The sequence below is a fragment of the Coprococcus eutactus genome (genome assembly GCF_001404675.1).
In the GTDB taxonomy this organism is placed as follows: domain Bacteria; phylum Bacillota; class Clostridia; order Lachnospirales; family Lachnospiraceae; genus Coprococcus; species Coprococcus aceti.
The window spans coordinates 822696-842217 of sequence record NZ_CYXU01000001.1 but is presented as its reverse complement, the minus strand read 5'-3'; the positions used below and the strand labels follow the sequence as shown (position 1 = coordinate 842217).

General features: G+C 43.5%; 17 protein-coding genes. 15 read left to right on the top strand and 2 right to left on the bottom strand.

Annotated elements, in window-relative coordinates; translation table 11 throughout:
* The first annotated feature begins 109 nt into the window (after positions 1-109).
* From ARA78_RS03690 to hisF, 9 genes are all read left to right on the top strand, one after another.
* Complete coding sequence (locus ARA78_RS03690) at positions 110-754, top strand: hypothetical protein (RefSeq protein ID WP_022216568.1); 645 nt, start codon at positions 110-112, stop codon at positions 752-754.
* Positions 755-919: 165 nt separating this feature from the next.
* Complete coding sequence (locus ARA78_RS03685; RefSeq protein WP_022216567.1) at positions 920-1597, top strand: response regulator transcription factor; 678 nt, start codon at positions 920-922, stop codon at positions 1595-1597.
* A complete protein-coding gene (locus ARA78_RS03680) occupies positions 1597-3207 on the top strand; it encodes a sensor histidine kinase (protein ID WP_055279996.1) in 1611 nt (536 codons plus the stop codon). Before ARA78_RS03685 ends, ARA78_RS03680 begins: the two co-directional genes overlap by 1 nt.
* Positions 3208-3308: 101 nt before the next feature.
* Positions 3309-5210 carry a DNA gyrase/topoisomerase IV subunit B gene (locus ARA78_RS03675; protein WP_055273466.1) on the top strand — a complete coding sequence of 634 codons (1902 nt, stop codon included), beginning with the start codon at positions 3309-3311 and terminating at the stop codon, positions 5208-5210.
* Between the two features lie 63 nt (positions 5211-5273).
* A complete protein-coding gene (locus ARA78_RS03670; protein ID WP_055279995.1) occupies positions 5274-7550 on the top strand; it encodes a DNA gyrase/topoisomerase IV subunit A in 2277 nt (758 codons plus the stop codon).
* A gap of 130 nt (positions 7551-7680) precedes the next feature.
* Complete coding sequence (locus ARA78_RS03665) at positions 7681-7947, top strand: type II toxin-antitoxin system Phd/YefM family antitoxin (RefSeq protein ID WP_055279994.1); 267 nt, start codon at positions 7681-7683, stop codon at positions 7945-7947.
* Positions 7940-8203, top strand: a complete 264-nt coding sequence (locus tag ARA78_RS03660) for a Txe/YoeB family addiction module toxin (protein ID WP_055273462.1) — start codon at positions 7940-7942, stop codon at positions 8201-8203. Before ARA78_RS03665 ends, ARA78_RS03660 begins: the two co-directional genes overlap by 8 nt.
* A gap of 69 nt (positions 8204-8272) precedes the next feature.
* Positions 8273-8884: an imidazole glycerol phosphate synthase subunit HisH gene (gene hisH / locus ARA78_RS03655; protein ID WP_055222847.1), complete on the top strand. Its 612-nt coding sequence runs from the start codon at positions 8273-8275 to the stop codon at positions 8882-8884.
* A gap of 3 nt (positions 8885-8887) precedes the next feature.
* Positions 8888-9649, top strand: coding sequence for an imidazole glycerol phosphate synthase subunit HisF (gene hisF, locus ARA78_RS03650; protein WP_055222526.1), 762 nt, complete (start codon positions 8888-8890; stop codon positions 9647-9649).
* 243 nt (positions 9650-9892) lie between these two features.
* Here hisF and ARA78_RS03645 read toward each other — a convergent pair whose 3' ends face one another.
* Together ARA78_RS03645 and ARA78_RS03640 are read right to left on the bottom strand one after the other, a co-directional pair.
* On the bottom strand, positions 9893-10657 hold the full coding sequence (locus tag ARA78_RS03645) for a hypothetical protein (protein WP_055279993.1): 765 nt from the start codon (positions 10655-10657) through the stop codon (positions 9893-9895).
* A gap of 3 nt (positions 10658-10660) precedes the next feature.
* The gene (locus ARA78_RS03640) at positions 10661-11134 is read right to left on the bottom strand and encodes an RNA polymerase sigma factor (protein ID WP_004851201.1); all 474 of its coding nucleotides are present in this window, start codon (positions 11132-11134) and stop codon (positions 10661-10663) included.
* Between the two features lie 284 nt (positions 11135-11418).
* Here ARA78_RS03640 and ARA78_RS03635 point away from each other — a divergent pair, with 284 nt between their 5' ends.
* The 6 genes from ARA78_RS03635 (at position 11419) to ARA78_RS03610 (ending at position 19462) form a co-directional block, all read left to right on the top strand.
* Complete coding sequence (locus tag ARA78_RS03635) at positions 11419-12468, top strand: hypothetical protein (protein ID WP_055279992.1); 1050 nt, start codon at positions 11419-11421, stop codon at positions 12466-12468.
* A 102-nt stretch (positions 12469-12570) separates the two neighbouring features.
* Complete coding sequence (locus tag ARA78_RS03630; RefSeq protein ID WP_147360127.1) at positions 12571-14190, top strand: hypothetical protein; 1620 nt, start codon at positions 12571-12573, stop codon at positions 14188-14190.
* Entirely contained in the window at positions 14187-15137 is a 951-nt protein-coding gene (locus ARA78_RS03625; RefSeq protein ID WP_055279990.1) for a DUF1848 domain-containing protein, read from the top strand. Before ARA78_RS03630 ends, ARA78_RS03625 begins: the two co-directional genes overlap by 4 nt.
* Before the next feature lie 89 nt (positions 15138-15226).
* Positions 15227-16321: a hypothetical protein gene (locus ARA78_RS03620; protein WP_055279989.1), complete on the top strand. Its 1095-nt coding sequence runs from the start codon at positions 15227-15229 to the stop codon at positions 16319-16321.
* 3 nt (positions 16322-16324) lie between these two features.
* Complete coding sequence (locus ARA78_RS03615) at positions 16325-17923, top strand: hypothetical protein (protein ID WP_055279988.1); 1599 nt, start codon at positions 16325-16327, stop codon at positions 17921-17923.
* 174 nt (positions 17924-18097) lie between these two features.
* Positions 18098-19462: an AAA family ATPase gene (locus tag ARA78_RS03610; RefSeq protein WP_055279987.1), complete on the top strand. Its 1365-nt coding sequence runs from the start codon at positions 18098-18100 to the stop codon at positions 19460-19462.
* The last annotated feature ends 60 nt before the right edge of the window (positions 19463-19522 follow it).

The following is a 19522-nucleotide window of genomic DNA, read 5'->3' as shown; positions in this document are numbered from 1 at the left end:
ATACTAAGAGATGGCAGAATTCGAGGTTATTCGAATTCTGCCATAACCTTGTGGAGACGCGACTGCAGGGCATACACAAATACAAGGAAGAACAAGGAGACAAAAGATTATGAAACGCAGATTACTTATGACTATGATGGCTATGGTTCTTGCATTCTCATTTACAGGATGTGGAAACAAGAAGGCAGACGAGACGACGGCAACCACAGAGGCTGCATCAGAGGTGAAGGATGAGTTCATCAAGTTTGTTGGAACAGATATCCCTAAGATGGATACAGAGGAAGCGGAGATCATGAAGAAGTTCAACTCATATTTTGCTGAGGGAACTGCTGTTGATACAGATGCTCTGCTCAAGGATTTGACAGACAATCTGCTTCCAAATTATAAGACATTTCTTGACGACGTACAGGCTATAGAAGTCAAGACCGACGAGGTGAAGGCGCTCAAGGATCAGTATTATGATGCCATGAATGCACAGTATGAGGCTATGCAGAAGGTTGAGGCTGCTGTCAAGGATAAGAACAAGGACATCCAGACAGAGGCACAGAAGCTTCTCTCAGACGCCCAGAGCAAGTATACAGCATACAATGACGCGGTATATGCACTTGCCCAGAAGGAGAATGTAACGTTGAACGGCGAGATAGCAACAACTGCAACCAGTGAGGCAGGAAGCACAACAGAGGCCAACACAGAGGCTATAGATCCAAGCGAGGCCATGACAGATGAGGTTGAGACAACAGAGGCAGCGCAGTAGTATTTAAGATATAGAAGAATATTTTGAAAAGCAGTGGATACATGAGTGTGTTCACTGCTTTTTTGCTGTGGTATACTGTAAAAAATATGCTCAGTTCACATTTTTTACAAATATCAATGTTATATTGAGATAAATTGGATATTATTCTATATGTGGAGGTACGATATGGATTCAATAAAGGTTCTTATGGTTGATGATGAGAGCAGAATGAGGAAGCTTGTCAAGGACTTCCTCACAAGAGAGGGGTATATGGTTCTTGAGGCCGGAGATGGTGAACAGGCCCTGGATATATTCATGAATGACAAGAATATATCTCTTGTAATACTTGATGTCATGATGCCTAAGATGGACGGATGGGAGACTCTTAAGGAGATAAGAAAGTTCTCACAGGTTCCGGTTATCATGCTTACCGCGAAGGCAGATGAGCGCGATGAGCTCCAGGGCTTTGATCTGGGAGTAGATGAGTACATAACGAAGCCGTTCAGTCCCAAGATACTTGTTGCCAGAGTTGCAGCGATACTCAGAAGAACAACTGATGCCGCTTCAGATGAGAAGCTTGTAGCCGGAGGTATTGAGATGAATCTGTCGGCTCATGTGGTGACGATAGATGGCAAGCCGGTTGAGCTCAGCTTCAAGGAGTTCGAGCTGCTTCAGTATTTTATCACGAACAAGGGCGTGGCATTGTCGAGAGAGAAGATACTCAACAATGTATGGAACTATGATTACTTTGGCGATGCCAGAACCATAGACACGCATGTCAAGAAGCTCAGAAGCAAGATGGGAGATAAGGGCGAATATATCAAGACTATATGGGGAATGGGCTATAAATTCGAGGTAGAGTGATGAAGAAATCAAAAAGGACATCGATCAGGACCAAGATAACGTTGTCTCTGGCTGCGACCATACTTATCATGGTGGTTATGTCGTGTGCTATAACCATGATCTTTATCAAGAAGTATTTCTATCACAGCATGGAACAGATGCTGCTGGATACATACAATTCCTGCAATGAACTGTTCGGACGGGATGAGGATATAGACAGTAAAGAGCTGGCGAATGATGTGATCAATCAGTCAGGTGCGATGATATTTATCTTTGACAGTGTGAATATGCATGTGTACACGACGGTGAACGAGGAAGCTGCGGTATATAACAATCTGTCATTTATAGCAGACTACTTCAATTACAGCGGTGGAAAGAATCCGGACAATCCGAAGATAAAGAGAAAGCAGATTGAGAAGACAGATAAATATGATATACAGATCACAAATGACAGGAATACAGGCAACAGCTATTATGACGTTGTCGGATTCCTTGACAATGGTTTTGTTGTCATCATCAGAAAACCTATTTCCAGTGTGGACTCAACGATAGTTACATCTTTGAAGTTCTTTTTATTGGTGTTCTCAGTGGTGGCACTGCTTGGATTTGTGATGGTTTATTTTATAAGCAATGCGGTTGCAAAGCCGATAAAGAATCTTGCGTCGGTTGCCAATCGTATGGCACAGCTTGATCTCGATGTGAAGGTGGATCACGCATCCAACGATGAGATTGGTGAGCTGGCGGACAGTATGAACGAGATGTCATATCAGCTGAGAAACACGCTGACAGAGCTTCAACAGGCAAATGCTAAGCTGCAGACGGATATTGATGAGAAGGTACAGATAGATGAGATGAGGAAGGAGTTCCTGTCCCATGTGTCCCATGAACTCAAGACTCCTATAGCTCTCATACAGGGATACGCCGAGGGCCTTAAGGACAATGTTATAGAGGATGATGAGAGCAAGGAGTTTTACTGTGATGTCATTCTGGACGAAGCTGGCAAGATGAATAAGCTTGTCAGACAGTTACTTGATCTGAATGAGCTTGAATTTGGAGTGGACAGGGTTCATCCTGTGGTATTTGACATAGATGCACTCATAAAGAATGTAGTGGATTCATCATCCATTCTGGTGGAGCAGAACCATGCGGAAGTTGAGCTGGCGGATGAGCTGAATGATGTGTGCAACGTATATGCAGATGAGTTCATGATAGAGCAGGTATTCACCAATTATTTTACAAATGCACTTCATTACTGCAACGATGGAGGCAAGGTCAGAGTGTGGACGGCGAATAAGGACTATGATCAGCCGAGAAGGACTGAGGATGGACTCGTCACAGGCAACTTGAGAGTATTTGTATATGATGAGGGACCGAACATTCCTGACGATGAGCTTGATAAGGTATTCATTAAGTTCTACAAGGTGGACAAGGCGAGGACGAGAGAGTATGGTGGAAGCGGTATTGGACTTTCTATAGTTGCGGCGTCCATGGCGGCTCACAACAAGAACTATGGTGTTTACAATGTGGAGAATGGAGTGGTATTCTACTTCGACCTTGATATCATACAGCAGGATGATGGCGGACCGGAAATGATACCGGAGAATAGCGCAGATAACACGTCAGAACAATAAATACTTTGCAAGGAGGAAACTTTTAGGCTATAATTCTAAGGGTTTCCTTTTTCTGTTGGATTCTGGCATCTGCAAATATATTTATAAAATGGGAGAAGATTATGTCATATAGTGCAAAAAACATTGAGGTGTTAAAGGGCCTTGAGCCGGTAAGATTGAGACCGGGAATGTACATCGGCAACACAGGGCGAAGCGGACTGAACCACCTCATACAGGAGCTTATAGACAACTCGGTGGATGAGCATCTGGCTGGGTATTGCAACAATATATGGGTGAGCATCAACGAGGATGGCTCGGCAACCGTGTCTGACGATGGACGAGGCGTTCCTGTCGATATACATGAGCAGGAGGGAATTCCTGCGGAGCGTGTTGTATACACAGTGTTGCATGCAGGTGGCAAGTTTAACAGCTCCACCTACAAGATAAGCGGCGGACTTCACGGAGTAGGTTCTGCAGTTGTAAATGCACTGTCTAACAAGCTTATAGTAGATGTTGCCAGGGATGGCTACCTCTATCACGATACATACGAGAAGGGAATACCGACAACTGAACTTGTTGACGGTATGCTTCCAAAGACAAAACTCAAGGAAAAGAGAACAGGTACGACGGTAACACTCTATCCTGATGATACAATATTTGAGACAGTAAAGTTCAAGGCGGACGCCATCAAGCAGAGGATTAAAGAGACAGCATATCTGAATCCGAATCTTACGATCACATTCCAGAACAAGAGGGATGGCGAGGAGCCTATAGTGTTCCATCAGCCAGGGGGACTTGCAGCATTTGTTGAGGATATATCCCAGGGACTCACACATACATCACCGGTTGTCGCCATATCGGGGGAGAAGGACGGAATCGCCGCAGATATAGTATTTCTGATGACGGAGGACGGCGAGGAGAATATCATAGGATTTACCAACAATATCACGAATCCTGAAGGTGGAACCCATGTGACAGGATTCAAGTCAGCATTTGCCAAGCTTATCAATAATTATGCGAGAAATGAGCTTGGAACTCTGAAAGAGAAGGATTCCAATCTGACAGGTGCAGATATAAGATCTGGCATGCAGGCTATCATATCCGTGAAGCATCCGGATCCGCAGTTCGAGGGACAGACTAAGACAAAGCTTTCCAACACGGACGTGTCAAAGGCCGTCGACGATATCGTGAAGGAACAGCTCACAGTTTATTTTGACAGAAATTATGATGTGCTGAAGGATATAGTGGACAGGGCGGTGGCTCTCTCCAAGAGAAAGGCGCTTGAGAAGTCCAAGATCAATATAAACAAGTTTTCATTTGAGGGAAATGGCAAGCTTGCAAAGCAGGAGTCCTCAGATTCGTCTAAATGCGAGATATTCATAGTCGAGGGAGATTCGGCGGGAGGCTCAGCCAAGACCGCGAGAAACAGAAAGTATCAGGCAATACTTCCACTTAGAGGTAAGATACTCAACGTGGAGAAGAAGCCTGTTGCAAAGGTGCTTGAGAATGCCGAGATCAAAGCACTCATCAATGCATTTGGCTGTGGCTTCATGCAGGGATACGGCAATGATTTCGATATAAGCAAGCTGAATTACGACAAGATAATCATCATGACTGATGCCGATGTGGATGGTGCCCACATAGCGACACTTCTGCTTACATTCTTTTATAGATTTTATCCTGACCTTATCAGCGAGGGACATATATACATAGCTATTCCGCCTCTCTACAGAGTTGGCGAGGGCAAGAACATCAAATATCTGTACTCAGATGATGAGCTTGCAAAGTACAGAAAGACACACACGAACAAGTTCACGATCCAGAGATACAAGGGACTCGGTGAGATGGATGCAGACCAGCTCTATGAGACGACCATGAACCCTGAGACAAGACTTTTAAAGCAGGTATCAGTGAACAGCCGTGTTGAGGCAAATCAGCTCACACAGACGCTCATGGGAACTGAGGTTGCGCCTAGAAGAGAGTACATAGAGACACACAGTGCGGATGCGGTGCTAGATATATAAAAGTGATATTTTGGAATGCTTAGCAGCGCGTTTTCACAGTTTGTATTATGAAAGGGATAGATCATGTCGGAAAAGATATTAAATGTAGATTATGAGAGCGAGATGGGACAGTCCTATGTGGATTATTCCATGTCGGTTATAACAGAGAGAGCGCTCCCGGATGTAAGGGATGGATTAAAGCCTGTCCAGAGAAGAATACTTTACTCACTGGATGGTCTTGCAGGTTCCGACAAGCCACACAGAAAATGTGCGAGAATAGTCGGAGATACAATGGGTAAATACCACCCACACGGAGACAGCTCCATATATGAAGGACTTGTAAATATGGCACAGAACTGGAAGCTGCCGATACCACTTGTTGATCCACACGGCAACTTTGGTGCGGTGGACGGTTCCGGTGCGGCTGCCATGCGATACACTGAGGCGCGTATATCTAAGTACACAGAGGATGTGTGCATGAAGGATCTTCCGTTTTTCAAGGATCAGTTCATACCGAACTTTGACGGAACGGAGACAGAACCGACTTTCCTGCCTTTCCAGGTACCCAATATCCTGGTGAGCGGTTCAACCGGTATCGCCGTAGGTATGGCGACAAATATTCCTACACATAATCTCGGTGAGGTCATAGACGCAACTGTTGCATATCTGAATGATCCTGAGATAGAGCTTGAGGACCTGTTAAAACTCATGCCGGGACCTGATTTTGCCACAGGTGGAATCATCAATGCCACACCTGAGGAACTGTACAATGTGTATGCCACAGGACTTGGCAAGATCAAGGTGCGCGGTAAGGTAGAGGTCAGGGATATCGGATACGGAAGAAAGAGTATCTGTGTCACAGAGCTTCCATATACCATGATCGGAGGCACCGCCAAGTTCCTCGATACTGTTGCAGAGCTTGTCAGGAACAGAGAACTTCCAGCTGTCGTGGATATTGCGGACAGAGGAGACAAGAACGGTGAATGTCTGTGTATCGATGTGAAGAAGGGAACTTCTGATGAGGAGATACAGAACATTATCAATATATTATATAAGAAGGCAGCCCTTGAGGATACATTTGGCGTGAATATCAACTGCATCAACAACGGCAAGCCGGAGGTAATGGGACTCAAGAAGATACTGAAGGTGTACACAGATTTCAAGTACGGTCTGTATGACACGAAGTACAGAAAGCTTCTTGCACAGCAGGAGGAGATCAGAGAGATCAAGATGGGACTCCTCACAGCTGTCGATTGCATAGACCTGATCATAGAGATACTCCGCGGAAGTACAAAGGTTGCAGATGCCAAGGCGTGTCTCATGCACGGCGATACATCAAACGTTAAGTTCAGATTCAAGGGCTCAGAGGCGGATGCAAAGTTCCTGTGTTTCACAGAGAAACAGGCGGATGCGATACTTGCCATGAGACTTCAGAAGCTCATAGGTCTGGAGATCAATGCTCTCAAGAAAGAGCTGGCAGACGCAGAGAAGCTCATCAAGAAGTATACAAGGCTCATGGAGTCCAGGGATGCCATGAAGCAGCAGATGATAGATGACATGCTTGAGATCAAGGCCAAGTATGCTATACCTAGAAGAACACAGATCCATGACTATGGAACTGTTGTTGTGAAGAAGGCTGAGGTTGTGGCTACAGATGTGGCTGTACTTCTTGATAGATTCTATTACATCAAGGTCGTAGATGCAAATGTATACGAGAAGAACATAGAGCAGATCACGAAGGACTACAGATTCGCGGTTAAGTGTCAGAATCTTGACAGGATAGCGGTATTTGCCGACAATAATCAGGTGTATACCATCAAGGTCGCCGACATCATCAAGCTTCAGGCGAAGAAGAACACCAGCAAGAAGGGCGGCGGAAGCCTCATAGGACGTCTTGCCGACAAGGGAATCCAGGTGTTCGAGTTCTGCAACATGAACGGTGACGAGAATATCCTGTTCATGGACTGCATAGAGCATTTTGTGACTGACAAGTTGCTGTTCGTCAGCAGGCAGGGCCTTGCCAAGGTTGTTGACGGCTCCGCATTTGACACCACAAGGCGTGCTGCAAATGCTTCAAAAGTCGGTGATGATATAATTTACATAGGTAAATTCTCTGATGGAGATTTTATTATTGCACAGTCAGAAAAAGGATATTACATAAGAGTTGATATCTCCGAGATTCCTGAAAAGGGCAAGGGCGCAGCGGGAGTCAAGCTCATCAACTTAGAGGGTGACGATGTCCTTGAGTCGGTATTTGTGGGAAGCACGAAGGATAACTTCAAGGTTGGCGACAACGAGATAATCTTCACCAGAGTTAAGCCGGGTAAGCGCGGCGGCAAGGGAAGTAAGCTGAGGTTCTAATACATTGCATGCATGAGCAGAATATCTATTATAATATAGGCATAAGATAATACAGATACTTGACGTACGGTTTTCTGTACGGTACAATATAAGTACAGAAAGCTGTACGTGAATCTGAGGAGGTGTTCTTATGTTAGCTGTTAATTATACAAACTTACGCGATAATATGAAAAAGTATATGGATAAAGTTACAGATGATTATGAAACAATGATTGTAACTCGTAAGGATAATAAAAATGTTGTTATGCTGTCTGAAGAGGCATATAATAACCTGATGGAAAATGTGTATGTAATGGAAAATAAAGCCAATTATGATTGGTTAATGGAATCAAAAGCACAGCTTGAAAAAGGAAACTTTGCTGTTCATGATCTGACGGAGGTATCTGCGGATGAATAAGGTCTTTACTGATAATGGTTGGAAAGACTATGTTTATTGGCAGACGGAAGACAGAAAGACATTAAAGAAAATAAATAGTCTTATAGAAGATATATGCAGAAATGGAAATGAAGGCATTGGCAAGCCTGAACCATTAACTGGAAATCTGACTGGTTTCTGGAGCAGACGAGTAAATGATAAAGACAGAATAATATATAAGATCGATGATGATAACGTATATATTCTTGCTTGCAGATATCACTACAGTGACAGATAGAAGTTTTGTGCCAGTGGGAAGAGATATAATATAGATCAAAATATGTTAGACTTGAAAGGACAGAGACAGATGATTTCAATTTTGGATTACGATGCAGGTAACATAAAGAGTGTTGAGAAGGCAGTGCAGTATCTGGGTGAGGAGGCTGTCATCACAAGAGACAGAGATGTGATCATGGCGAGCGACAAGGTGATACTTCCGGGAGTTGGTAGTTTCGGAGATGCCATGAATAAGATCAGGGAGTATGGTCTTGAGAACGTCATCTATGATGTTGTGGATGCAGACAAGCCATTCCTCGGAATATGCCTTGGTCTTCAGCTCCTCTTCAAGACCAGCGAGGAGTCACCGGAGGCAACAGGACTTGGAATCCTGGACGGTGAGATACTCCGTATACCGGATGCGCCGGGACTTAAGATACCGCAGATAGGATGGAATAATCTTGAGATAAATCCAAATGCAAGACTTTTCAAGGGACTTCCAGAGAACCCATATGTCTACTTCGTTCATTCATATTATCTGAAGGCTAAGAATCCGGAGGATGTAGCAGCGTCCACATTCTACTCAACTCAGATCCATGCCTCCGTGGAGCACGGCAATGTATTTGCATGTCAGTTCCATCCTGAGAAGAGCTCAGAGGTTGGACTTAAGATACTGAAGAATTTTATAGAGCTGGAGGTGTAGGACATGCATACAAAGAGAATAATACCTTGTCTTGATGTGAAGAACGGACGAGTTGTAAAGGGCGTAAATTTCGTAAATCTTATAGATGCCGGGGATCCGGTTGCCGTCGGTGCAGCGTATGACAAGGCGGGCGCTGATGAGCTTGTTTTCCTTGACATAACAGCTTCATCAGACCAGAGAAATATAGTTGTCGACATGGTAAGAAGAGTTGCTGAGACTATCTTCATTCCGTTTACAGTCGGCGGCGGAATAAGAACTGTCGATGACATTAAGGCAATACTCCGTGAGGGCGCAGACAAGATATCCGTGAACTCGGCAGCCATAGACAATCCGACGCTTATAGCTGATGCCGCTGACAAGTTTGGCAGCCAGTGCGTAGTCTTAGCAATAGATGCCAAGAGACGTGATGATGGTTCAGGCTGGAACATATACAAGCACGGCGGCAGAATCGACTGTGGAATAGATGCAGTTGAGTGGGCCATGAAGGCCGCAGAGCTTGGAGCTGGAGAGATATTACTTACCAGCATGGACTGCGATGGAACAAAGGCGGGATATGACATAGAACTCACCAGAACCATAGCAGACAATGTGAATATTCCAGTGATAGCTTCCGGCGGCGCAGGAACTAAGGATCATTTCTACGATGCCCTGACAGAGGGCGGAGCTGATGCAGCTCTTGCGGCTTCGCTGTTCCACTATAAAGAGCTTGAGATAGGAGATCTGAAGAGATACCTTCAGGATAAGGGAATTCCGATGAGACTGTAGCGATTTCTATATCAATCTCACGACACAGAATGATCGGAATGGATACCTATTCAGAGATTATTTTCCTAAAAATATATATGATAGAAGAAATAAAGATACAAAATTTTCCTAAGACAAGGTTAAATCATCAAAAAGGGAGAAATATGAGGTAAATATTTGATGATTTATCCCTTTTTGATCGAAAAAGGCTTGTTTAGGAAAATTTTGTATCTTTTGCTTTTTAATATGGCTTATTAGGAAAAATTACTGTTCGATATATGTTGCATTTCCGTCAGCGGCGCTGCCGGATGAATCTGAAAGGTCATCATCCAGGTAAGGATTGCCTGTGTCAACACCCTCAGCATGCAGGGCGTCATTAAGCCATGGGTCGCTGTAGTCTTCAACGTTCATGTTGTTAAATACATATTTCCCATTCTTGTCAAAGAAGAGCTCTGCCCATCCGCAGCTCTCAGGTGTACCGCCTATGAGGATGACGCTGTGTGAGCCGTCTGCATTCTTGATCTCATGACGGAAATATTTGTCAGGACCGCACTGGTCGGTGATATCTTTTTTTGTATTTCCGAGAACAAGGTAGAGACGACCATTTTCAACTTTCGTGTAACCGTTGACATCATCTGTAGATATTGTGAACTGTATGGAGTTTCCCTCGCTGTTTTCCTCGTATGTCACCTCGGTGCCATTTGCCAGGTGGAATGTCTGCTTTATGTAGTCGATGGCTGCTGAGACGGTTGTCCTTGTCGCCGGGATGCACAGTAGGACTGCGCACACAGTGGCGGCAATGGCTGAATACTTTCCTATGCGGATGAGCTTTCGTCCAGATCTGCCAGTCTGGGACTGCTCAGCAAGCTTTGCGCGTATAACATCCTTGTTTTCCTGAGACATAGTCACATTATCCATAGTTTTAGTGTACAAGTCTGTAAATTTGCTGTCATCAGAATCATCAGACGTGTTATATGTATTTGAGTTTTGGAAATCATCAATATTGCTGATCTTGTCTTTGTTTGTCATATGTTATTCCTCCTTCAATATTTCTTTTAATTCTTTTCGTCCCCGGGATACTCTCATTGAAACTGCAGATGGTGACAGGTGAAGTATCTTTGCAATTTCTCCAAATGTATATCCCTCATAGTAGTGCAGATAAAGAACAGTGCGGTATGAGTCAGGGAGTTTCCCCAGAGCCTCGTACATGGATTGCTCTTCAATATTGAATCCGCTGACGATAGAGTCGCTGCTCAGTTCCTCGTAGCTGCTGCTTAGACGGTTCGCTGCGGATTTTAGATGATTCCTGCACATATTTGCCGTCATCGTGAGCAGATATGATTTTTCTTTGCCCTTTGATATATGTGGGCTTTTTTCTATAAGTTTTGTATATACATTCTGAACAATGTCCTCAGAGTCCGCTGTGTTGCCTAAAAAGCTCATAGCGAGACGGAATACGTTGTTCGAGTATGTATCATATAACTCCAGCAGCTGCTGCTGTTTCAAGATTTATCACCTCCGTAGTTTGTTTATATGAGAATACGTGAGAAATGAATTTCTGCAATTCTCTCATTTGAGATCTCATATATAAAACAATCCAGAACATCAAAATAGCACACAGGTTTGGAAAAATCCACAAACATTTATAATCATCTGAAAACATGTCGTAAATATTACGAGACAAATATATACATAGCTATAATAAGAAACAGTGAAGCAGAAAAAAGTTTATCAGACATGCATCGCCTGCCATTTGCATGGCTGGTGTTCAAAAACAAGGAGGCATGAAAATGAAATTTGAAAATTGTAAAGAGTATTGCAGCTTAAAAAATAATAAGGAAAATATCAGGAAGCTCATGAAGGAATTTGACTGTGAGGCAAGTGGAAAAAGTAATTTGATCAGACCGCTGGTGACTGATGAGAATGGCAGATTTGATGAGAAAAAAGCGGAGAAGCTGATAACAGAGCTCGTGGAAGACATGGACCGATATGGATATAGGTACAAGATGTGGTTGGGGCACATAACAGCGGAAAATGCACTCCCGGAACAGAAGAGCTTTTGCAGATATGTGAGAATGTATCTGTATCTTGCGATAAAAATGTCTTTATTGGATTTTTCCCAATACGGATTCCTGATGGATAACATTCCAAATGGTTCATTTGATAATCTGCTCTCAGGCTGTATTGATTTTGAATCAAATAATGATAAGGATACGCTGCTTTTTGAGTATATTGTGGATGGCTGGATAGGTGATGCAGGTATTATATCATGGTGTGTTTTTGCATTTGACTACTCGCATCCTGACAATAAGCCTGACTGGATGTCCGATAAGGTTTATAAAAGGATGCAGGAGATTGAAGAAGAAATGCTTGAAGACTTGGATTCGAATGATATGGAAGAACTGAATGACATGGAGGACATGGAGGACATGGAGGACTTGGGTGATATGGATGACTTCGATATTGATGATATTGATATTGTGGAGCCGATATATGATAATCTGGATGCTGACGAGTTTGTGGATGAGGGATTTTTACAGGATGGTCATGATGCGGATGAAAGTAAAACCATCGTCTCTGTGTGTGATCAGATGGAAGATTCGGATAAGGTTTGCAGTTGTTTTGCCAGTTTTTTGGATATGATATATTCCGATGAGGTGCCGTATAGTTATCTGTCACAGATGAGAAAAGCTGTGGAGGGAATGCTTGACACGTACATGTGGGATCATGGGCTGTCGATATACAGCAGTATGGATAGTCTAAAAAGATCGAAGCTTTATCTGGAAAAAGCAGCCGAGAAGACTGCGTATCTCAATGCACAGAGAAAAAACCGGCTATGATAACTATATGATGTTATTGAAACATTAAGTGAATATATATTATACTTTACATGATGTAGGAGAAAGGAGTCTGCCATGTCGGTTATAAATTTAAGAGAGTACATGAAAAGAGTATATACTGAATTAGAAAATTACATAGAAGGACTTTCCGAAGAGGAGAGAGTCAGATTTGTTACAGAGTTCCATGATATGTTCGATTCGGGAACTGCGGATTATGATGATGAGCATATAACCGCATTATATGTTATGAAGTATGCAAGAGCATATGGATTCCAGTTTTCAAGAGCCTACGCAGATATATTTGCAGATATGAATAACCCTGAAAGTATAAAGGCGGTAAGCATAGGCTGTGGCACAGGCATTGACTATTGGGGAATGTCCTATGCGGCGAGAGTGCTGGGCGAAGCCCCGGAAAGTAAGCTTGATTACACCGGAATTGACCCGGTATGCTGGCCGTACAGGATCACGGAAGCGGCTGACATGCCGGAGCAGGACATGGTGAGATACAATGAGATTGCATCTGGTATACATGATGCAAAAGGATCAGGTCATCCAGATTTGTTTCATGAGCCGGCGGATGAAATAAAATCATGCACGGACTTTAATGAGTATCTGGGTTATATGGAAAACAGACCAGGAGAACCTCTAAGCGATATTTATTTCTTCCCTCATTCCACGAAGGAGGTATGTATTCACACTGTGCCCAATGAGGTGGAGGACAGGTCGCTATACAATACATATCAGGCTATGTCAAGATTTGCCCACATAATACACTCAAGGATAAAGGACAAGCCGGTATACGTTGCATTCACATACAGACAGGTCCCAACTGACGATGGAGTGTGCAGAGAGCAGAATGAATCATATGATATCCGCTATGGAACATACCTTAGAACCTGTCTCATTGAGAGAGGAATGAACGTGGAGCTGCTGCAGCCAATGCACTGTGAGCAGAGGTATGGACACGATCTGGAAATCTGTGAGAGCCCGGAGAGTAACAGAGGCTGTTATTTTACATATGACGAGTTTCATAGTTATGTGGGGGCACCGGATACCCCGGACAAGATATGGCTTTTTGGACGTGACGATGATGACTCATTTGACAGTATATTTTATGGCAGTAAAAAGATATGCGACAGAGACAGATGGAACGAGCTTACAAATGTCAGTGATAAGATACACAATTATCCGATGGACAGCACAAATGGAATATGCTATCAGGTTTTTAAGATAACAAGAGGGAATGCTGACAACAGGGAACTTACCGATAAAAATCTAGTCCTGGATATACTTGAAGAAACCATGAGAGGGTTTACATTCTGGAGTGGATTCTCGCAGGATATTTATAAATTTGCAAAAAATATGTATATGTATCCGTGGACTGTTCATGAAAAAGCTATCAAGCTTATTGCCGATACGACCGGATATGTACCTGACAGTGTACGTGGGCTTCAGGAGGTATTCAGTATTGATAATATCTTTAAGGGACTGATAGCCGATGGCTGTATAGAGCAGGTTGAGGAAGCTGACGGAAGACTGCGGTATGGCATAACTCCAAATGGCGAAAATTGTGGACTCTATGACAAGGATGGCAGGATAATGGCCAAGTCATTTGCGAGAAGAATGATATTTGCAAATATGATCTGTGGAAGATATGTCAAATTTGAAGGAATCAAGAAGCAGATAACGATGGAAGATACAAGGGGAATTTTAAAATTATGATAGTTAGTGCCAGCAGAAGAACAGATATTCCGACATTTTATTCGGAATGGTTCTACAACAGAATAAAGGAGGGATTCCTGTATGTCAGGAATCCCATGAACGCTCATCAGATAAGCAGGATTGATCTGTCACCGGATGTGGTGGACTGCATTGTGTTCTGGACAAAGAATCCGATACCGATGCTTCCAAGACTTGATGAGCTTGAGGCATACAAATATTACTTCCAGTTTACTCTGACAGGATATGGCAAAGACATGGAGGCTAATCTTCCGGATAAGAAGCAAAAGCTCATTCCGGCTTTTCGGCAGCTTTCGGCAAAGATTGGAAAAAAGCGCGTCATATGGAGGTACGATCCTATCGTATTAACACACAAGTACACGCCGGAGTATCACATAAAAGCATTTACCCAGATCGCAGAGGCGCTTGACGGATGTACTGAGAAGTGTGTCATAAGCTTTGTCGACATATATACCAAGAACAAGAAGAACATGGAAGCAGTGGACAGATATGAGATGAGTCATGATGAGCTTGAGGCATTTGCAAAGACCATCGCCGACATAGCAAGGAGCCACGGTATGGTGGTTGCGACATGTGCGGAGGTCATAGACCTTGAAAAATGCGGAATTGAGCATAACTGCTGCATAGATAAGAAGCTCATCGAGGAGATCATAGGCTGTGATATAAAGGTGTCAAAGGATAAGGTGCAGCGCCCGGAGTGTGGATGTATGGAGAGCGTGGAGATAGGCTCATACAACACGTGTTTAAACGGCTGCAGATACTGTTATGCCAACTATTCTGAGGCTGCGGTGAAATCAAACTGTGCATGCTACGATCCAAGATCGCCTCTCCTGTGCGGAACTGTTGGTGAGTTAGACAAGATCACAGAGCGCAAAGTGAAATCCCTTAAGGAGACGCAGATGAGCTTAAGGTTTGATGACGTAGATTAATCTCGCAATCATTTCAAAAGATTAGTTTAATAGTTAGGTTGATAGAGAATTTGCCTATTATTATATAGAAAGAAGAGGTCGTGATCGCTTTGAGAATATCGGACAAAGAGTGGAAAAATATAGAATTCCGCAAGAATAAGTTTCGGGAGCTGGAATCGGCTCTGGATCAGGCTGTAAGCGGAAGAGACAACAAAGTCTCATCATTTCTGTTGGGGTGTCTGGCAGATGGAGAAACGGGAAAAGCTGCGGCTGTGGAAAAACTTGTAAATGAGCTGGTAAAATCCATGGACAGCTATGGTATAAGAAACAGACTGTGGATAGAGAGTGACGAAACGATAAAAGATAATGGGCTTTCGGATGATGACTTTTGCAAAATGAAAGCGACAGAAGAAAAAGCTTCGGAAGAGAAAATTCCATGTATGCCGACAAGATTCAAAGAATTTATACATGATTATCTCTACTGCATGATACTGCTCATGACAAGCGAGATGGAGTGGGTTGAACAGATCTATGCTGAACCGTATGCCGATTCATTTCAGCAGCTTTACCTTCATGCAAAAAGAGTGAGAGAGTTTTCTGTAAGACCAATCGAGAAAAGATATGATGAGCTCTGGGGGGAGACTTATTTTGGCGTCAGAGGAGCATCTGGTCTGTTTGAAATATTCAGCATGGCATATGAGTCGATTACCGGGAAAGATATCGGAGACAGCCTTACACAGAGCATGAAGGATGGACTTGATACGTACTGTCAGGAACAGATGCAGATGTATGATGAGTTTCTGGATGAGGCTGAAGATAATGCTATGACCGACGAAGAGATAGAAGAGGCTATTAGTGAATATGTGGATGTTGAAGAAGATACGGATATGGCAGAGCTTAACAGATATTTCGATGAGCTGGCAGTCAGATGGGATGAAAGCGAGAAGCGGTTCAGGCAGGAATTTCCTGACACTGAAGGGTTCTGTGCCAGATATATGAAGCTCCGTGAGCTTTTTTATACGGATGAATCCAGGGATATCAGGTATCCGCTTACGATATTTGATATCCTGGTGGAGGGCATGCTGGATGTATTCCTTGGCAGACGTGGGATGACTCTGTATACTGATGCAGATAATTGCGCAAGGGCATACATCAGTATAAAGAAGCAGATAGATGCGATAAAGAAGCTTCGGGAGGAGGCATAGGAAGTGGCTGGTTTCAGAGAAGAATTTTATGCCAGGATAGGACGTGATTACCATGAGAATATGGAGAATTCTTTCTTATACGGATATGTAAAAACTAAAAGAGAGAACAATCTAAGACTTTGCTTGAAGGAGAAATATTACTGTCTGGCAGACACTGCGGCAAGCAGAAAAAAGTATGTCCGTTTCCTTGTGAAAGCGCTGCTTTCTGATAAAAGCCTTTCAGCTTCATTGGAGAAGATAAACAGCCTCCAGAAACTGCTGGACAGCATATCATTTGCGGCAGAGGGGTTGGATGAAGCATCCAGACTTGCGATGAGGTCAGAACTTGAAACAGAGCTGGAAGCGGTAAAGCATGCGGAGGACAGGTCGTGTGGAGACAGACTGAGGATGCTTGATAAGTATATGGACAAATGCCAGGCATCAGAGTCAGTTATAGGTATAGATGCAGATATAGAGAGTCTTAGACATATCTCATCCGAACTGCTCGACTCATTCGAGTTTGATGGTGAGAAGAAGAATCCGTATGTGGAGCTCATGTCGTCTTACCTGGATTTTTATTATGGTATTATATCGGCCTCAGGATACGTCAGAAGATTGCTGGAATTCTGGTCAGGAAGCAGCAAATATATTCCTGACAAGAAAGCGCTGTCGCATTTTATAGAATTTGGTAAGAGAACATTTGGGAAAGATGTATTTGATGGCTGCGGGCGGGCTGCGGTAAGGCTTGAAAAACTGCGGCAGATTGGAAAGACAGATCGTGCAGGATTTGACATGGCAGCGGATATGTTCTTTGATACAGAATTTCTTGATAAGCTCACGGAGAACCTGCAGAGAGACATATTAACCATTGATGTGAATACATTGCTTTATGACGCAGGCTTTTCAAATGGAGGCAAGCCCCGCAAGAAGGATAAAAGTATGGACATAATGGATGCGTATTTCAGATATGTGGGGGATAATCCATTTTCTGGCGGTACAGGCTATGTTGAAATCCCCGGCGGTTATACGACATGGGATGAATATTACAATGCGTGTGATAATGTCCGCGACAGACTGAATTCGGATAAGAGAGCATCTGCTTATCAGAATGTCTTTATGCCGATGTGGATTGATAATGATACAGGCGGCGGAATATTCCTAATAGGCAAAAGGCAGTTTGCGGAGAATGCTGATGTGAGACTTGCCAGCAACTGTGAGTTCGGCGTGGTATATTTCTACGGAACAGATGGCGGAAGTGCATTTGAATTTTCGGCGTTTCAGGAAGGCACCTTTGATGAAAATGTGTTCCCTGGTATGTCAGAGGCGGTGAGTTGGTTTAGAAATTATGATTATAAGGCTGACTCTATGGAGGAGTACAGGCGGTATAATGGGGATGCCCCGGCAGGCTGTCCGGAGGTTTTCCTTAAGTATTTCAAAGGCTATGACAATGTAAAAGCAGAGGTGGCAGATATATCTGGCGAAGTGACAGGAAACTCTGCATTATATGGAGATGTTGATGAGTCAGATATAAGAGATACGCTTGAAGCGTTCGACAGGGAACAGGAGGAGAAAGAAAGAAAAAAACGGCTGAGAATGACATTTCAAAGCCCAAAAATAAAATAGCTGCATTGGTTTATAGGCCATCAATCTGTATTGGCACAGATTGGTGGCTTTTCTTCGTAAATTTTACGAGCTTAAATATTGCTGTAGTTATACTGTGTTTATCAAATAAAGAATATCCCATGTGGCACAGACAGTGAGCTGTTTCGTGGAGCAAGACGAAAGGAGAAAATGCATATGAAGATCGACAATATGAGAGAACTTTACGAGGAATTACTTAGAGCAACATCAAATGGATACAGAAACAGAAGCATTGCAAATCCGGCAGTAGATTTCACAAAGAAAGCAAAGGCCGGGGACTTTGATGAGATGTCCGACGAAGAGTATTACCAGGCGCTTGATAAAGTAAATGAATTAAATGATGTATGGCAGCATCGGCCAAGCGGTCAGATTGGTGAACTGCTTTTTACTGCACTTGAGAATCTTACACTTAGCGACAGTGACGTGGAGGACATGGCAGCGACATTGCTTTGTGCTTATGAGCGTTCAAGTAAAGAGCATATCCCCTGTGATGCAAAAGCGGCGGATAGAAATGAAAGAACAGCCGGATATGCTGCTTCCAAGGAGATAGACAGCGATAATCCATCCAAAACAAAGACACAGTCTGATAAAAGAAGCACTGATGCAAAAGGAATATTGAGCTCGCCGGCGAAGATATATGAATATCTTGACCGCAGAGTGTACGGCCAGAAGGAGGCAAAGCACGCCGCTGCCATGCTCCTCTGGAACCATGTGAATGGCAGGAGGCAGAATGTACTCTTTGCAGGCCCTACCGGCTGTGGCAAGACAGAGATATTCAGGCAGCTCGCAAAGCTATATCCGAACATAGTGATCCACAATGCCACCTCTCTGACGGGCGCGGGCTGGAAGGGCAATACGAAGGTTCGAAACCTGTTCGACGGTGTGGATCAGGATAAGATGAGCCATCTGGTCATCGTTCTCGATGAGGCCGACAAGATGTTTGAGGACGCGGACGACAGACATTACAGCTACATAGTCCAGAATGAACTGCTGAAGGTTCTGGAGGGGGACATGGTTCATTTTGATGGCAATCCGTCGAACAGTGAACCAGCTCTTGATATAGATACATCAAATGTAAGTTTTGTGTTCCTGGGTTCCTTCGATTCCATGGTCAGAGCGAAGGCGGTGGCTGTGAATAAGAGCAGGGCTATAGGTTTTGGTGCAGTATCGTCTGACGAGTCATTTGACGGATACAGGAGTACATTCACTCAGGAAGATCTTGTACAGTATGCAAATGTGAGATGTGAAATAGCGGGGCGCATAGGGAATATAGTTCAGCTCAGGGAGATGACTGAGGATGACTTCTACGCCATATTAAATGACAAAAGAATAAGTCCTGTCAGAAAGCTTTCTGATTACTATGGCGTTAAGCTTAAGATGTCAGAGACAGCAAAACATAAGCTGGCAAAGGAAGCTGCGGAGAATGGGATGGGAGTTCGATTTATTCATTCACAGATACAGAGAAGACTTGATTATGAGCTTTTCGAGAATTGTGACAGAAAGGAATATGTCATAGCCTGACCATTGAGTCATAAATAAAAGTATATGGTAGCACCAAAAGACTCCGAGTAAATTGTTGCG

Excerpts from the sequence above, each read along its gene's own strand:
- ARA78_RS03690 (WP_022216568.1), top strand. The coding sequence starts at position 110 with ATGAAACGCAGATTACTTATGACTATGATGGCTATGGTTCTTGCATTC.
- ARA78_RS03685 (WP_022216567.1), top strand. The coding sequence starts at position 920 with ATGGATTCAATAAAGGTTCTTATGGTTGATGATGAGAGCAGAATGAGG.
- ARA78_RS03680 (WP_055279996.1), top strand. The coding sequence starts at position 1,597 with ATGAAGAAATCAAAAAGGACATCGATCAGGACCAAGATAACGTTGTCT.
- ARA78_RS03675 (WP_055273466.1), top strand. The coding sequence starts at position 3,309 with ATGTCATATAGTGCAAAAAACATTGAGGTGTTAAAGGGCCTTGAGCCG.
- ARA78_RS03670 (WP_055279995.1), top strand. The coding sequence starts at position 5,274 with ATGTCGGAAAAGATATTAAATGTAGATTATGAGAGCGAGATGGGACAG.
- ARA78_RS03665 (WP_055279994.1), top strand. The coding sequence starts at position 7,681 with ATGTTAGCTGTTAATTATACAAACTTACGCGATAATATGAAAAAGTAT.
- ARA78_RS03660 (WP_055273462.1), top strand. The coding sequence starts at position 7,940 with ATGAATAAGGTCTTTACTGATAATGGTTGGAAAGACTATGTTTATTGG.
- hisH (WP_055222847.1), top strand. The coding sequence starts at position 8,273 with ATGATTTCAATTTTGGATTACGATGCAGGTAACATAAAGAGTGTTGAG.
- hisF (WP_055222526.1), top strand. The coding sequence starts at position 8,888 with ATGCATACAAAGAGAATAATACCTTGTCTTGATGTGAAGAACGGACGA.
- ARA78_RS03645 (WP_055279993.1), bottom strand. The coding sequence starts at position 10,657 with ATGACAAACAAAGACAAGATCAGCAATATTGATGATTTCCAAAACTCA.
- ARA78_RS03635 (WP_055279992.1), top strand. The coding sequence starts at position 11,419 with ATGAAATTTGAAAATTGTAAAGAGTATTGCAGCTTAAAAAATAATAAG.
- ARA78_RS03630 (WP_147360127.1), top strand. The coding sequence starts at position 12,571 with ATGAAAAGAGTATATACTGAATTAGAAAATTACATAGAAGGACTTTCC.
- ARA78_RS03625 (WP_055279990.1), top strand. The coding sequence starts at position 14,187 with ATGATAGTTAGTGCCAGCAGAAGAACAGATATTCCGACATTTTATTCG.
- ARA78_RS03610 (WP_055279987.1), top strand. The coding sequence starts at position 18,098 with ATGAAGATCGACAATATGAGAGAACTTTACGAGGAATTACTTAGAGCA.